Annotated in this window: 16 protein-coding genes; 10 read left to right on the forward strand and 6 right to left on the reverse strand. The window is 41.0% G+C overall.

Translation table 11 applies throughout. The features are described from left to right. Positions 1-14: 14 nt before the first annotated feature. Entirely contained in the window at positions 15-1,448 is a 1,434-nt protein-coding gene (locus tag OCK74_RS04440) for a lactate utilization protein B (RefSeq protein ID WP_279295796.1), read from the forward strand. Between the two features lie 31 nt (positions 1,449-1,479). Beyond that, on the forward strand, positions 1,480-2,094 hold the full coding sequence (locus OCK74_RS04445) for a LutC/YkgG family protein (RefSeq protein ID WP_279295797.1): 615 nt from the start codon (positions 1,480-1,482) through the stop codon (positions 2,092-2,094). 311 nt (positions 2,095-2,405) lie between these two features. Here the strand turns inward: OCK74_RS04445 and OCK74_RS04450 are convergent, their stop codons facing one another. Continuing rightward, complete coding sequence (locus OCK74_RS04450) at positions 2,406-2,654, reverse strand: hypothetical protein (RefSeq protein WP_279295798.1); 249 nt, start codon at positions 2,652-2,654, stop codon at positions 2,406-2,408. A 269-nt stretch (positions 2,655-2,923) separates the two neighbouring features. Between OCK74_RS04450 and OCK74_RS04455 the strand changes: the two genes are divergently transcribed. From OCK74_RS04455 to OCK74_RS04470, 4 genes are all read left to right on the forward strand, one after another. Beyond that, the gene (locus OCK74_RS04455) at positions 2,924-3,424 is read left to right on the forward strand and encodes an FRG domain-containing protein (protein WP_279295799.1); all 501 of its coding nucleotides are present in this window, start codon (positions 2,924-2,926) and stop codon (positions 3,422-3,424) included. Next, positions 3,411-3,560, forward strand: a complete 150-nt coding sequence (locus tag OCK74_RS04460) for a hypothetical protein (protein ID WP_279295800.1) — start codon at positions 3,411-3,413, stop codon at positions 3,558-3,560. Before OCK74_RS04455 ends, OCK74_RS04460 begins: the two co-directional genes overlap by 14 nt. A gap of 120 nt (positions 3,561-3,680) precedes the next feature. Then, positions 3,681-3,884 (forward strand): hypothetical protein, encoded by a 204-nt coding sequence (locus tag OCK74_RS04465; protein ID WP_279295801.1) that lies wholly within the window; start codon positions 3,681-3,683, stop codon positions 3,882-3,884. Between the two features lie 54 nt (positions 3,885-3,938). After that, a complete protein-coding gene (locus OCK74_RS04470) occupies positions 3,939-4,100 on the forward strand; it encodes a DUF6728 family protein (protein ID WP_279295802.1) in 162 nt (53 codons plus the stop codon). Positions 4,101-4,112: 12 nt separating this feature from the next. On the opposite strand, the gene lpxB is transcribed toward OCK74_RS04470, so the two are convergent. Then, positions 4,113-5,219 carry a lipid-A-disaccharide synthase gene (gene lpxB, locus OCK74_RS04475; RefSeq protein ID WP_279295803.1) on the reverse strand — a complete coding sequence of 369 codons (1,107 nt, stop codon included), beginning with the start codon at positions 5,217-5,219 and terminating at the stop codon, positions 4,113-4,115. Between the two features lie 74 nt (positions 5,220-5,293). On the opposite strand from lpxB, the gene OCK74_RS04480 reads away from it, so the two are divergent. Next, a complete protein-coding gene (locus OCK74_RS04480; RefSeq protein ID WP_279295804.1) occupies positions 5,294-6,292 on the forward strand; it encodes an MBL fold metallo-hydrolase in 999 nt (332 codons plus the stop codon). Positions 6,293-6,297: 5 nt separating this feature from the next. Here the strand turns inward: OCK74_RS04480 and OCK74_RS04485 are convergent, their stop codons facing one another. Together OCK74_RS04485 and surE are read right to left on the reverse strand one after the other, a co-directional pair. Next, entirely contained in the window at positions 6,298-6,594 is a 297-nt protein-coding gene (locus tag OCK74_RS04485; RefSeq protein ID WP_279295805.1) for a hypothetical protein, read from the reverse strand. Beyond that, a complete protein-coding gene (gene surE, locus OCK74_RS04490) occupies positions 6,584-7,369 on the reverse strand; it encodes a 5'/3'-nucleotidase SurE (RefSeq protein ID WP_279295806.1) in 786 nt (261 codons plus the stop codon). The genes OCK74_RS04485 and surE overlap by 11 nt, the downstream gene beginning before the upstream one ends. 234 nt (positions 7,370-7,603) lie before the next feature. Here surE and OCK74_RS04495 point away from each other — a divergent pair, with 234 nt between their 5' ends. Together OCK74_RS04495 and OCK74_RS04500 are read left to right on the forward strand one after the other, a co-directional pair. Then, the gene (locus tag OCK74_RS04495; protein WP_279295807.1) at positions 7,604-8,353 is read left to right on the forward strand and encodes an XRE family transcriptional regulator; all 750 of its coding nucleotides are present in this window, start codon (positions 7,604-7,606) and stop codon (positions 8,351-8,353) included. A gap of 359 nt (positions 8,354-8,712) precedes the next feature. Then, the gene (locus OCK74_RS04500) at positions 8,713-11,226 is read left to right on the forward strand and encodes a DUF5916 domain-containing protein (protein ID WP_279295808.1); all 2,514 of its coding nucleotides are present in this window, start codon (positions 8,713-8,715) and stop codon (positions 11,224-11,226) included. Between the two features lie 28 nt (positions 11,227-11,254). On the opposite strand, the gene OCK74_RS04505 is transcribed toward OCK74_RS04500, so the two are convergent. Next, positions 11,255-12,172: a histone deacetylase family protein gene (locus tag OCK74_RS04505; RefSeq protein WP_279295809.1), complete on the reverse strand. Its 918-nt coding sequence runs from the start codon at positions 12,170-12,172 to the stop codon at positions 11,255-11,257. Then, on the reverse strand, positions 12,172-12,861 hold the full coding sequence (gene pdeM / locus OCK74_RS04510; protein ID WP_279295810.1) for a ligase-associated DNA damage response endonuclease PdeM: 690 nt from the start codon (positions 12,859-12,861) through the stop codon (positions 12,172-12,174). Before pdeM ends, OCK74_RS04505 begins: the two co-directional genes overlap by 1 nt. Before the next feature lie 147 nt (positions 12,862-13,008). On the opposite strand from pdeM, the gene OCK74_RS04515 reads away from it, so the two are divergent. After that, entirely contained in the window at positions 13,009-14,205 is a 1,197-nt protein-coding gene (locus OCK74_RS04515) for a hypothetical protein (RefSeq protein WP_279295811.1), read from the forward strand. Positions 14,206-14,227: the final 22 nt, after the last annotated feature.

The following is a 14,227-nucleotide window of genomic DNA, read 5'->3' on the forward strand; positions in this document are numbered from 1 at the left end:
TTTTGTTCAAGTATATGAAAAAAGATCACGCTGCCCTCGCCGATAAATTCAACCAGGATGAGCCTCGGGTGGATTGGCATGATGAAACCTTGTGGTGGATTCGACAGAAGAGAGATAAAGCCGCTTTCGGAATCCCGGAATGGGAAGAACTGCGCGAAACTGCCTCTCGCATCAAATTCAACGTACTTTCTAACCTCTCCCAATACTTGGAACAGTTCGAGAAAGCTGCGTTAGATAATGGTGTTCAGGTTCACTGGGCCGCAGATGGAGAAGAGCACAACCGCATTGTTCATTCAATCTTGCAAAAGCACGGAGTGGACAGGCTCGTAAAAAGCAAGTCCATGCTTACGGAAGAATGCCACCTGAACGAGTACCTTCAGGAGCATGGCGTGGAGGTAATCGACACCGATTTAGGCGAACGCATCGTCCAATTAGCCAAAGAGCCGCCGAGCCATATAGTACTGCCTTGTATTCACTGGAAAAAGGAAGAAATAGGGGAGTTGTTTCACCAACATCTGGGGACTCCAAAAGGAAATGCAGATCCTCAATACCTCACCAATGCAGCCAGGCTGCACCTGCGCGAAAAGTTCCTGACCCGTAAACTTGCTATTACTGGTGTCAACTTCGCAGTAGCAGAAACTGGTGAAATGGTGGTATGTACCAATGAGGGTAACGCGGATATGGGTGCTCATCTTGCAGACGTGCACATCGCCTGTATGGGGATCGAGAAAATTATTCCGCAAAGAAAGCACCTCGGGGTATTTCTGAGACTGTTGGCGCGAAGTGCAACCGGGCAACCAATAACTACCTACTCAAGCCATTTTAAAAAACCACGCAAGGGGCAGGAAATGCATATTGTATTGGTGGATAATGGTAGAAGCCGCCAGCTGGGACGCCCCGAATTCCGTAATTCATTGAAATGTATCCGTTGCGGTGCATGCTTTAATACTTGTCCTGTTTACAGGCGAAGTGGTGGTCATAGCTACCATAATGCAGTGGCAGGTCCTATCGGTGCTATTCTCGCCCCCAACCTGGATATGAAGAAGAATGCCGACCTGCCGTTTGCTTCTACACTTTGTGGTTCTTGCAGTAACGTTTGCCCGGTAAAAATTGATATCCACGACCAACTATATAAATGGCGACAGGTACTGGTAAAAGATGGCTACGTGAGTAGCGCAAAGGCTGCCAGTATGAAGGCTATGGCAGCTACGCTCTCTAACCCTGCACTGTTTAAAATCGCAGGAAAACTGGGACGCTGGACCATCAAACACGCTCCTTTTGTGGTGAATAACGGATTAAACCCATGGTTCAAAAACAGGGAAATGCCCGAACCTCCAAAGGAATCCTTTAGAGAGTGGTATCAAAAAAATAGATCCGGTACACCGCAGCCCTCTGCAGGCAGGGAGCCGCAATACAAAGAACCTTCAAAGTCAAAAATTCCCCATTAATTGAATAAAGATGTCTGCAAACAACAAAAGTATGAATGATCTAAACTCCTCTTTAAGGGGTGGGGGTAGCCGGGAGCGCATATTGACAGCAGTGAAGAAAAACCAGCCAGAATTGATGACGCTACCTGTTGTTAAAAACTTCCCGCAGGGCTTCAGCAGTCCTGTTGAAAAGTTTAGCGAGGTACTGAAAGGCATTGGTGGTAGTGTTTACGAAGTAGCAAATTATACTGAAGTACTCCATATACTAACAGCTAACTTTCCCGGAGCAAATCGTATCATGTCCACAGTACAGGAGCTTTCCTCTATCAATAAAGGGGATACTGGCTATGAGGATCCCCACAGCCTTGAAGATGTAGACCTTGCTGTTATTTCATCACCTTTAGCAGTAGCTGAAAATGGTGCTGTGTGGACGATGGATAGCCTGGTGCCTCAACGCGTGCTGCCTTTTATTTGCCAGCACTTGGCAGTGATTGTAAATAAGGAAAATTTGGTTTCATCAATGCATGAGGCCTATGATAAAATTGGAAATGCAGATTATGGTTTTGGTGTTTTTATAGCAGGTCCTTCTAAAACAGCAGATATTGAGCAATCATTGGTGCTAGGTGCCCACGGTCCCAAAAGCATGACCGTCTTCTTGATAGGATAATGTTAGGGTGACAGATGGTAGTTATAAAACTTCTACCATCTGTCATCTATCATCTTTTCTCTTCATCCCGCCTCCTCCAACATCAACATATCCGACCTTACACAGCCCTTGAACTTGGGCTTCGTCTTCTTCTGAAGGTCATAATAAACTTCTACAAAGAAATTATCGATCCTATAAAGGATGACCTTGTATCCATGTATGATATTTTCGCATAACATTATGCCTTTAAAGCACACTAACTCGTCTTTCCCAATCTCACTCAGGCACACAAAATCACGAAGTGTCATAACAGTTGATTTAAATAGAAGGTTTTAGTTTAAAAGAGATGATATGTTGATGTTTGTTAAGTAGGGTTCCAACTCATCTACACACTCGAAGCTTTTTATCCAAACAATCTCATCACTTTCACGGATAAAAAATATCTCTACATAGAACTTGTCTATTTGGAAAAGGTAAACGCAAAATGCATCAGTAGTGCGGTCTGCAACAAATGCTCCTCTTTGAAGCAGAGCTCTTCGTTGCTTATCCTGCGCAAGCGCTTTAAAGTGATGGAGCGTCATTAGTTTTTCTTTAGCAAGACTAAATTTGCATCAAAGTAAATGCCATATTCGCCGGCGAAATATAATTCTAATATCAAGGCTTACTAAGTTATATAACAATTATCAAGTTCTGACATTCCAATATGCCAATATTTTAAAATCACAATATCTCTAACGCCCAATATTAAATTCATTGTCTTCTGGCTCAAAATTTATCCTGCACAGGTTTATGAAAAATACATTTACCACTTTGAGTTTTGATAATTGGGCAGAATATAAAAGTTTCGTGGATGAACTTTCAGAAAACTGGGCATTTCGTGGACAGGCTGATGCAACACCAGGGAGCTCCCACCCGCCTGCTTGATTTTACTAAATCACCATTTATTGCAGCTTATTTTGCTTTCGAACACTGTACGTCAAGGCGTGATTACAATATTGCTATTTGGGCAATCAACTTTTCTTATCTCAGGCAAAGATCTCTGGAAGTACTTTCACAGCAATTTGCAGAAGAATTGAAGCTTTCAAATAATCTCATCAATGAGGAGGTATTTGAAAAAATCTTTTACCTCAACAAATTATACCTCGTATTTCCAGTAGAACCTTTCCGCTTGAACAGGAGATATTCATTGCAGCAATCCATTTTTGTAAGTACTGGCACCTCCGAAGTTCCTTTCATGCGTCAGCTGTCTTTTTTGGAAGATGCAATGGAACCAGGCAGTTATAAAAATAGAAATGCCTGTAAGAATGCGAAAGGAAGCTTTGAGAAATCTGCAGCGGATGAATATCAATAGAGCCTCGCTCTTTCCTGACCTGGATGGTTATGCCGCTTCCCTCAAATTACGCTACAACAGTCTGAAGATACCGGAGGAAGTCCTGAAACAACAATTAAAATTGCTGGAAGATGAAGGCTTTAAGCTGATGCCCTAGTACCTATTAGTTGCCGATGTTTTTCCCGCTTTTATCTATAAAAACAAATTATTTATCGAAATAAATTGAAAACACATGCCTTTTTCTGCCTTTTCTGTTGTAAATTGCGATTAAAGAAGATTGAAAGACGTGAAAGGGCTGTATATTTTAAATATTATTAATTTTTCTTTTATTAGCCATCCTGCTGGCGGTTGGTTCAAATCTGGCAAAGCTGATAAAAATAAGCGAAGAGGTCAGAAAGGAAGATCTGCTGCTTTGTCTCCAGACAGTTTTCATTTGAGAGGTAGCTCTAGTAGCAATAGCCGTTCTAATCCGGCGCCATAATTCAAAGGATTTATAATGAGAAAGTAAGCTGTATCTTTATGATACAGTTTTTTTATGGGTGTTTGGAAACAAATTGCTGAATATTTATATATACGTAAACCTGATCCTGACCGGCCTAAGTCGCTGTTTGTTAAATACATGCATGGCATCAACCGCCTCAGTATCTTTCTCTTTATTATAGCACTGATCATCCTCGCTATCAAACTGCTGAGGTAATCAGAGATATTTCTACATTACGAAATCTACAATTATCCTTGCCGCTTTTTCAGATGAATTTCCTCCTTGCTGAAGCAAGTTGCTCAAACTTCGATAATCTTCACTGATCTGCTGGATGCGCTCCTTATTGTGTAAAATAGTTTCCAACTCCCTTACCACGTTTTCTTTAGTCAGTTCATGCTGGATCAACTCTTTCACTATCATTTTATCCATAATCAGGTTCACTAGCGAAATATATTTCACCTTAATGAGCCGCTTAGCAATTTCATAGGAAATGGCCGACCCCTTATAACATACTACCTGGGGCACACCAAACAATGCTGTTTCTAATGTCGCCGTTCCTGATGTTACAAGCGCTGCAGTTGACCTAGACAGCAGCCTGTAAGTGTCTCCCTTTACAGTTGTAACATGGGGATAGCCTTTAAGAAACTCGTTGTAAAAGTTGTCATCAAGCGATGTTGCCTTTGCCACAACAAACTGGTAATTGGGAAAAGCTTTGGATGCTTCGAGCATAATGGGAAGCTTCTTGGCTATTTCCTGCTGGCGGCTGCCGGGCAATAGGGCCACAATTGGGTGTTCCTTATCTTTTTCGACAGGATTGTTTTGGAGGAATTCTTTGACAACTTGGGCCAGCGGGTGCCCCACAAACTCTACTTTATAATTCCATTTATTCTCGTAATACTCTTTTTCAAAAGGTAGGATTACCAGCATCTTATCCACCACGTCTCTGATTAGTTTGACACGGCTTTCTTTCCACGCCCATACCTGCGGTGAAATGTAATAGATCACTTTAATCCCCTGCTCTTTGGCCCATTTGGCAATGCGTAAATTAAACCCTGGGTAATCAATGAGCACAAGTACATCGGGCTTGAATTGTAAAATATCTTCCTTGCAAAACTTGAGATTATTGAGGATAGTAGGTAGGTTTTTGATAACTTCTGCAAAACCCATGAAAGCCAGATCCCTGTAATGTTTCACTACTATACCACCTGCGGCTTGCATTAAATCGCCGCCCCAGCAACGAATATCAGCTTGGGCGTCAAGCTTCTTGAGTTCTTTCACCAAATTGCTGCCATGTAAATCTCCCGAAGCTTCTCCTGCTATGATATAGTATTTCATCTCTTGTAATTGCCGGCTAAAGATAAGGGGATTGCAGTAAGGACACATCTATTCAGAAGTTTAACTTTGGGCCAATGAAAAATAGAGAAAGGATCTTGCAGTCCGCGAATTTTAAGGGAGGTGCGTTTCAGAATCTTTCCAAAACTTCCGTTTTAGCCAAGGGGGTTACTTACTTTAAGATGATAAAAGATAGTCTCAACAAGCCTGAAGATGTCAAGCCACCAGTAGCGCTTCCCTCTGTAAAAACAGATTTAAAATCAATACAGTCTGAAAAACCAGTTATTATTTGGTTTGGCCATTCTTCTTACTTCATTCACATGAATGGTATCAATATATTGGTAGATCCTGTTTTTAGTGGGTTTGCTTCTCCTTTTTCATTCATGATAAAAGCATTTCCTGGGTCAGATGTTTATACGGCCGATGATCTGCCTGCCATTGATATCCTCATTTTAACACACAACCATTATGACCACTTGGATGTAAAGACCATTTCGAATATCAGGAACAAGGTTAAATCTTGTTATGTCCCCTTAGGTGTTGGTGAAAAGCTTGAAAGACTCGGATTGAATGATCGCCTGATAACTGAATTGGATTGGTGGGAATCTGAGGACGTAAGAAATGGTATTGAATTGACCGCAACCCCTGCCAGGCATTTTTCTGGCAGAGGCTTTAGGCGCGGCGGCTCCTTGTGGACTTCATATGTATTGAAGATTTTTGGATACAACCTCTATCTGGGTGGTGACTCTGGCTATGATAGCCACTTCAAAGAAATAGGGGATAAGTTTGATTCTTTTGATTTAGCTATTTTGGAATGTGGTCAATACAATGCCAATTGGCCACAAATTCACATGATGCCCGAAGAAGCTGTTCAGGCTTGCATTGATCTTCGAGCGGCAATGCTTTTCCCTGTGCATTGGGGTAAATTTGCCTTATCTACCCATTCATGGAATGAACCCATTATAAGAGTAGCAAAGGCTGCATTAGAAAAAAAAGTCGCCTTTACAACGCCAATGATTGGAGAGCCCATAATCATCAATGAGCATTATCCCCACGCCACATGGTGGAATTTGTGATCCGGTCAATTCAATAACTTCAGCAACAAAAAGAGAACACCATAGACGATCGTAATAATAAAGATGCCTTTGGATGTTTGATACTTATTGTTATTGATGTATAGTGTAAAAAGCCCGATATTGGCTACAATGCACCAGGCTGCAAAGAAGGTGATAAGCCTGCTTTCTTCGCCAATTGCTTTGATAAACTCAGAAACAGGATAGCTGGAAAACTTCATGAAATAAAGTAATACAACAACAAATAGTGGCAGCAAAAAGCCAAGCAGTATTCCTAGTTTTAGGTTGTCTTTTTTAAGAATCAAATTTCCAGGTTTTTTCAAGTTTCTCTTTTAAACTGTAATGTGTAAGGTCAAACTGAACAGGTACAATGCTTACATAATTATTAGCTAATGCCCATACATCTGTATCGTCACCTTCATCAAAATTCACAAATTCTCCGGTAAGCCAATAATATTTTCGGCCATGTGGATCATGGCGTTCAATAAAGTCTTCTTCATATTTCGCATAGGCTTGCCTGCAAATTTTTACCCCTTTGATCTCCTCTGGCCGTGCACTGGGTATGTTCACATTCAGTACCGTATGCTTGTCAGAAGGTGTGCTAAGCATTTGTTCAATAATCATCCTGGCATACTTCCGGGCTGCTGTGAAATCAGCTTCCAGGCTGTAATCAAGCAAAGAAAATCCAATTGAGGGAATGCTTTCTATTGCTGCTTCAACAGCTGCCGACATAGTGCCCGAATAAATTACATTAATACTGTGATTAGCGCCATGATTGATCCCGCTAATGCAAATATCTGGTTTGGAATGCAATACTTTATCAACTGCAAGCTTTACACAATCTACTGGGGTGCCAGTGCATTGATAGGCTTCAATGTCACCAAAGATGTTCACTTTATTCAATCTTAAGGGAATTCCTATGGTAATGGCATGTCCCATGCCTGATTGGGGCTTGTCTGGGGCTACTACAACTACTTTTCCAAGGTCTTTTACAGCTTCTATTAGGTTTCTGATTCCAGGTGCAGAAATACCATCATCGTTAGTGACTAGTATCACTGGTTCATGTTTGTCTTTTACCATCCAACACAAATTAGTATATGTCAATGAAATTAAATATCAGGAATGAGTTAAGGGTTCGGAACGCTTTACTTAAATCCTGCCACTCCAAAATTGGTTACTTTTTCCCCGTTCGCCAAAATTTGAACCAAATACTTATCAATAAGATCATTTTCTACCTCAAAACTCCAAATTAAAAAAATCTAAACTAAAAATGTCTAAATAAATTAGTATTTTGCAGCTAAATATATTAGTCTTATGGCTCTTGCTAATAAAAATATAAAGTACCTGCGTAAGCTGCGTGGCTGGACGCAAGAGGAGTTTGCCCAAAAACTGCGCATCAAAAGATCCCTCCTGGGCGCTTATGAAGAAGAAAGGGCTGAACCCAGGACAGAAGTACTGGAAGTAGTGGCCGATATGTTCAAACTGACATTGGATGAATTGATGAGGAAAGACCTGAGTGAAACAAAAGGCAGCTACATCGCCAAACGCAGGGCCCAAAAGCTGGCTTCAGGCCGCACCGATATCCCCTTCGTTCCGGTAAAAGCTGCAGCAGGTTACCTAAATGGTTACGCCGACCCTGAATTTATTGACGAACTGAATACTTTTACCCTGCCCATGCTCTCCGGCGGCGACTATAGGGCTTTCGAAATCATTGGCGATTCAATGATGCCTACTCCAAGCGGTTCTGTTATCGTTGGGGAGAAAGTGAATAGCCTCGAAGAGGTAAAGAATAACAATACCTACATCGTGGTTTCTAAAACAGAAGGCATCGTATATAAACGGATGCTGAAAAACAACCGCCAGAAAAATAAGTATACACTCGTTAGCGATAATCCTACATACCAGCCCTATACAATCAGTGCCGAAGATATATTAGAAGTATGGCAGGCCCAGATGATTCTTTCAAAAGCAAATACGCAGCTGAATTGGGACGTAAATCAACTGGCTAGCATCGTGAACAACCTGCAACAACAAGTAAGTGTGCTGAAAAAACGGATAAATTAGCAATCTCATTTATATAGGCGTGCCGGTACCAAAATAACTGGCACGCCATACTCTTCCAACTACTTCATCAACATCTCATTTTACATTCCCATTCCCTGCTTCCCACAAATACACAACTTCAATCACTATATTGCTACCATCTCTCATTCCCCTTTATTCTTTTATATGTTGTTTTTATAGCTATATACATTTCAATTCTTATTTTTTTTCTGTATAAATAACATTTCTGTTTTTAATACACTACAAAATTGGTAGAGAAACCCATGTTTTTTGCAGGTTTTTAATCATAAACTGCGAAAGTTATTATTTATGTAATGTGTACACTATATATTTGCTTTACCAAGCCGGCTTACTGACATATGAGAATATTCTTTTTGGTACTGTTAACAACAGTTTTCTTCCGTACTTTTTCTCAACAAAAACATATTCCTGCTATAAGGACTATGCAGCCTCCGGTATTGGATGGTAGCCTTGACGATTCAGTTTGGAAATCAGCTCCGGTTGCTACCGACTTTGTTCAATATATTCCCCTTAATGGATCCTCGGCTTCAGTACGTTCAGAAGTCCGTATTCTATATGACAACGATGCTGTTTATATAGGCGCATACTTATACGATGATGCTGCTCAAATAAGGCGGCAATTGACTGCCAGGGACGATGAGCAGCAGAAAGACGTAGACTTTTTTTCCTTATTCCTGGATACCTACAATGACCATCAGAATGCTTTTCAATTCCTGGTCACATCAGCCAACGTACAAACAGATGCAAAGCTTAATAATACCGACTTAAACGTTTTTGGAACTGGTGGTGACCGCTCTTGGGATGCTGTGTGGCAGAGTAAGACGGCTGTGACTGAAAATGGTTGGATTGCAGAAATTCGGATTCCTTATATTTCAATTCGCTTTGCCCGTAAAGATGTACAGACTTGGGGCATTCAATTCATGCGCTTTATGCGCCGCAATACTGAAACTTCTTTCTGGAACCCCGTAGATCCTAACACAGCCGGCTTTGTCAACCAGTTTGGTAATCTGGACCTCCTGCAAAATATTCAACCACCCCTTCGCCTAAGTTTGTCGCCTTATTTATCAGGTGGTATTAGGTTAAATCCTGATGGCTCTGCTCGTGATCTGGAATTTCTGCGCAATGGTGGTATGGATATAAAATTCGGTATCAATGAAAGCTTTACGCTCGATGCTACACTGATCCCTGATTATGGTCAAACCGTTTCTGATAATGTGGTAAATAACCTTTCTCCATTCGAAATAAAGTTTGATGAGAATAGACCCTTTTTTACAGAGGGAACCGAATTGTTCAACAAGTCAGGATTGTTTTATTCAAGGAGAATTGGGAGCACACCATCAGGCTATTATAATGTCTCAGACTTCGAATCGGCAAATCCTGATTGGAAAGTGAAGAATAATCCTTTTGTAACCCAGCTTTACAACGCATTCAAACTGTCTGGCCGTACAGATAAAAAAATAGGTATAGGAGTCTTTAATGCCTTGGCTGCACCTATGAAAGCTCGTTTATACAATGAGACAACTGGAAAAGATACAACCCTCTTGACCGACCCCTTAACGAATTATAACATCATTGTACTGGACAAGGCGCTGAAAGGACGGTCATTTATAACATTTACCAATACCAATGTGATACGCGAAAACACAGGTCGTGATGCTAATGTTTCTGGTCTGGATTTCGCATTTTTCAATACTTCAAACCGGTATTCCATTTCAGGCAGCGCCCGGAAAAGTGACATCCTGGGAAATACACCATATTCAGGCTTTACTTCTACTGCTTTTGATACCATTCATACTGATCAAGGTATTTTTTTAAAGCCTTACAGTGGCTATCTGGCTAAGTTAAAGCTGGGGAAAGTAAGTGGTAAGTTGCAATATTCCCTTGCGGGGAAGATTACTTCCGACAAATATGATCATAATGATCTTGGCTATTTGGGATACGCTAATAATATCGTTTATTCAGGTGGTATAAGTTATAACCAATACCAGCCAACAAATACATTTGTTAATTATTCATACAGTTTAAATGTAATCGGTAGCTGGTTGTATAAGCCATATGCCTTTTCTAGCTTTGATATCAATACGACCGCATTTTGGTTGTTTAAAAACATGTGGGATGTTAGCCTGACTTTTGGTGGAGAACCATTCTGGAAAGACGATTATTATGAATTGAGAACGCCAGGCAGACGATTGAAGATTCCCAAATATTTTTATACCCTATTGAATGGAAGCACAGATAGCCGCAAGCGTCTGTTTGCAGAATACAAATTTTCTTTTGCCGAAGCTGCAATGCCCAACAATCCATATGTTAGTATCAGTACCAACCTTCGCTACCGCTTCAACAATAAGTTTTCATTAACCTGGGGCTATACACGTAATTACGATCAAAATCAGGTAGGGTATGTTACCAGGGAAGCGAATGGGGAGCCCGTTGCCGGCTTTCGCAATGTCAAAGAGTTGACAATGATAGCTTCCGGTATTTATAATTTCACGCCCAGGATCAATTTTACTTTCCGTACGCGCCATTATTGGAGTTCAGTACACTATAACAACTTTTTCCACGTGAAAGATGATGGTTATTATGAGCCGCGTTCCTTTATAAGTGGCAGAGACTATAATTTCAACGTATTCAATGTAGATGCCTTTTTTACCTGGGATTTCAAACCCGGTAGCAGCATCATCGCGGGATGGGAGAACTGGCTGGGGAATGACTTCACTGTTTCAGATTATCAAAACAACAATTGGCACTACTACAGGAACTTCAAAAACACGATTGACCTTCCTCACGGAAATGAACTGACATTAAAAATCATATACTTCCTTGATTACAACCAAATACGAAAACGGAAATAACGAAACAATATCTCAATATCCCAACACTTCACAGCTCAAAAACCTCCTTCGCTACCTTGAAAGTATTACAATGTGCTTCCACAATTGTTTTAACCAGGGGAGAATAACCGCCTCCCATTGCTACAACGCATGGAATACGATGCTCTTTTAGTGTTGAGAGAACCACTTCATCCCTTTGTCTGCAACCGTTGATACTTACTTTAAGCTTGCCGAATTTATCAGTCGACAAAATGTCCACACCGGAAAGATAAAATGCAAAGTCTGGTTGCACCTTTTCAAGAAGCTGCGGCAGCGATCGATGCACGATATTTAGATACTCGGCATCCTCAATGCCATCCGGCAGTTCAATATCCCAATTACTCTTTTCTTTATGAAAAGGATAATTATTCTTGCCATGCATGCTGAATGTGAAAACCCGTGGTTCGTGTTCAAAGATCTTTGCTGTACCGTTACCCTGGTGTACATCTAAATCAATAATGAGAATTTGTTTTGCCAAACCATTGTGCAGTAAATAATTGGCAGCTACGGCAAAGTCATTCAGCAGGCAAAAGCCTTCTCCTTTTTGAGCAAAGGCGTGGTGCGTGCCGCCGGCGACATTCATTGCAATACCATTTTCAAAGGCATAGTGGCAACAATCAATTGTCCCTTGGGTGATCATCAATTCTCTTTCTGTAAGTTGAGGCGATTGCGGAAAGCCAATATGGCGTTGCTCGCGGGCTGAAAGGGTTTGCTTCTTTAGCTTGTTTAAATATTCCTTCGAATGTGTCCATAAAACGACTTCGTCTGGACAAAGGCCCGGATTAAATAGGTTATCCTGTTTGATAACCCCTTCATACAGCAATTGGCCCGGTATGAGTTCGTATTTCAACATAGGAAAACGGTGACCCTCAGGTAGCGGATGCGCATAAATAGGATGGAAGGCAATATGCAGCTTGCGGTGTTTCATTACATTCGAATAAGACTGTTCTCAACTACAGCAAAAACAGATTCAGCTTTTGAAGATTCAACAATAGCCAGGCCGGTAAACTTACTATAAGCAGGAAGAATGCAATGGTCTTTGGCAAAATAAAAGCACGGAAAGCGAAGGCTCTGCCTCGCCAACCCATGGATGACAATGCCTGGGTGCAAATGACCGCAAAAAGTATATATGGCTTTTTTTCCCTGGCAGTGTTCATGTGTAAAACAAAAATTATTGATAATGAGATCATCATCCCATACTTCAATATCAGCCTCTTTATACCATTCATCATGCAAAATATCATGGTTGCCCCTGACTAAATGAAAGTGGGCCGCAAAATCACCACGCCAGCGTTTAAACCATTCCAGTTCCTGGTTAGCCTTGCTATGAAAAAGATCGCCAACAGCAATGATTTGCCTTGGCTGAAAATACTGTAACAAATTCACCAACCGCTGCATATCCTCTTTATATATAGCCTGCGGCACGGCAATCCCCGCTTTCCTGAAATGCCCGGTCTTTCCAAAATGCAAGTCCGATAAAATAAGGGCTCTTTCTTCTTCCCAGAAAATAGCCCTTAGCGGCGAGAGCCATAAAGTCTGATTCTTGATCTTATGTAAAACCGGCGGTTGCATCAGGTGCAAAGGTAAGTTAGGACACTGAGCGTGTTCCTTGCCCAAAATGTGGAAGATGTGTTTTGGTTCGGTTTATGTAATTAATTAATTCTTAAAAAAAGTTTAAAAAATAATATTAGCATCAGTAATAATAATTAATTAAATACATATATTGTGAGCGAACCATTCTTCTATCACCTAAACACCAGCCATATGAAACAACTTAAAATTCTGACTGGCATCACTATCACTTTTGCTATTCTGTTTACTGCCTGTAAAAAAGATATTTCAACTGACACCAGTGTTGCTCCTCAAGTAGTAAAAGCAGACAGACTTGCTGTAGTAAGTCCCTCAACTAAAATTTCTCCTGCACTTAGAGATAAACTTGCCAAAATGCCTGCCGGCTATGAAAAACGATTGGCAAATAATCCCGTTCTTTCATTAAAGATCCAATCTGAATATCATGAAATGGCGCTTAAAGCCATGAATGTAGTTGAGTCAACTCCTTGTGATGGGAACACACTTCTTTACCAATGGCTGGACAAGCAAATTGCAGATTGGGATGGGGAAACTCTTTTCTGGGCTGCAATCTCCGGTATGTTATCCTTCCCTTCCTATGATGCTTTATTTTTTGAAAATAGTTCTGCGAACCAGTTTTTTGGGGTGAACCAGGAATATACTCATAGGGTAACTAAAACTTTCGGGGATCTGCAACGTTTCTGGAATATTCAATCCAATAGCATTGTATTGGATGCTGTGCATGGAAATATGCTGCATGATAGAAATAAGTTGATTAGAATGGATATGATTCTTTTTGGTGATAGTCAGGAGGCTGCGGAGTATTGGGCCGACCTGATAATGATGTTGGTAGAAGAAGTGCCACAATACAGGAATGGCAATCACCCTATTTTCACCTTTAATGCCTATGCCCAGTCTACATTTGATTTTCCTCCTTATGGAAAAATCCCTGACAAGATTGTAATTGGGGATGGGATTATGGAAGCTTTTAGCGCCATAGGTTATGCAGATGTCGCTCCACAGGCTATAGCAGCCCATGAATTCGGGCATCATATCCAGTATCAGTTACATTTATTAGATGGTCAAATCAGTCCTGAAGCTACACGCAAAAGCGAGTTAATGGCTGATGCCTATGCTGCTTACTTCCTATCACACTCAAGAGGGGCTTCCATGCAATGGAAAAGGGTAAAACAATTCTTGCAAGTATTCTTTAACATAGGCGATTGTGCATTCTCCGATGATAGTCACCATGGCACACCTACCCAAAGAATTGCTGCAGCCGAATGGGGATATCAGGTTGCTGAAAATGCACGTAAACAAGGGCATATATTGCCAGCCCAGAAATTTACTGCACTCTTCAACGCTCAATTACCCATGATTTTGAAACAATAACAATTGGCCATTATGCGCTGAT

It is taken from the genome of Paraflavisolibacter caeni (assembly GCF_025628885.1).
Taxonomy (GTDB): domain Bacteria; phylum Bacteroidota; class Bacteroidia; order Chitinophagales; family Chitinophagaceae; genus Flavisolibacter; species Flavisolibacter caeni.

Coding starts and splice junctions, on each gene's coding strand:
- OCK74_RS04440 (WP_279295796.1), top strand. CDS start 15: ATGAAAAAAGATCACGCTGCCCTCGCCGATAAATTCAACCAGGATGAG.
- OCK74_RS04445 (WP_279295797.1), top strand. CDS start 1,480: ATGAATGATCTAAACTCCTCTTTAAGGGGTGGGGGTAGCCGGGAGCGC.
- OCK74_RS04450 (WP_279295798.1), bottom strand. CDS start 2,654: ATGACGCTCCATCACTTTAAAGCGCTTGCGCAGGATAAGCAACGAAGA.
- OCK74_RS04455 (WP_279295799.1), top strand. CDS start 2,924: ATGAACTTTCAGAAAACTGGGCATTTCGTGGACAGGCTGATGCAACAC.
- OCK74_RS04460 (WP_279295800.1), top strand. CDS start 3,411: ATGAATATCAATAGAGCCTCGCTCTTTCCTGACCTGGATGGTTATGCC.
- OCK74_RS04470 (WP_279295802.1), top strand. CDS start 3,939: ATGGGTGTTTGGAAACAAATTGCTGAATATTTATATATACGTAAACCT.
- lpxB (WP_279295803.1), bottom strand. CDS start 5,219: ATGAAATACTATATCATAGCAGGAGAAGCTTCGGGAGATTTACATGGC.
- OCK74_RS04480 (WP_279295804.1), top strand. CDS start 5,294: ATGAAAAATAGAGAAAGGATCTTGCAGTCCGCGAATTTTAAGGGAGGT.
- surE (WP_279295806.1), bottom strand. CDS start 7,369: ATGGTAAAAGACAAACATGAACCAGTGATACTAGTCACTAACGATGAT.
- OCK74_RS04495 (WP_279295807.1), top strand. CDS start 7,604: ATGGCTCTTGCTAATAAAAATATAAAGTACCTGCGTAAGCTGCGTGGC.
- OCK74_RS04500 (WP_279295808.1), top strand. CDS start 8,713: ATGAGAATATTCTTTTTGGTACTGTTAACAACAGTTTTCTTCCGTACT.
- OCK74_RS04505 (WP_279295809.1), bottom strand. CDS start 12,172: ATGAAACACCGCAAGCTGCATATTGCCTTCCATCCTATTTATGCGCAT.
- OCK74_RS04515 (WP_279295811.1), top strand. CDS start 13,009: ATGAAACAACTTAAAATTCTGACTGGCATCACTATCACTTTTGCTATT.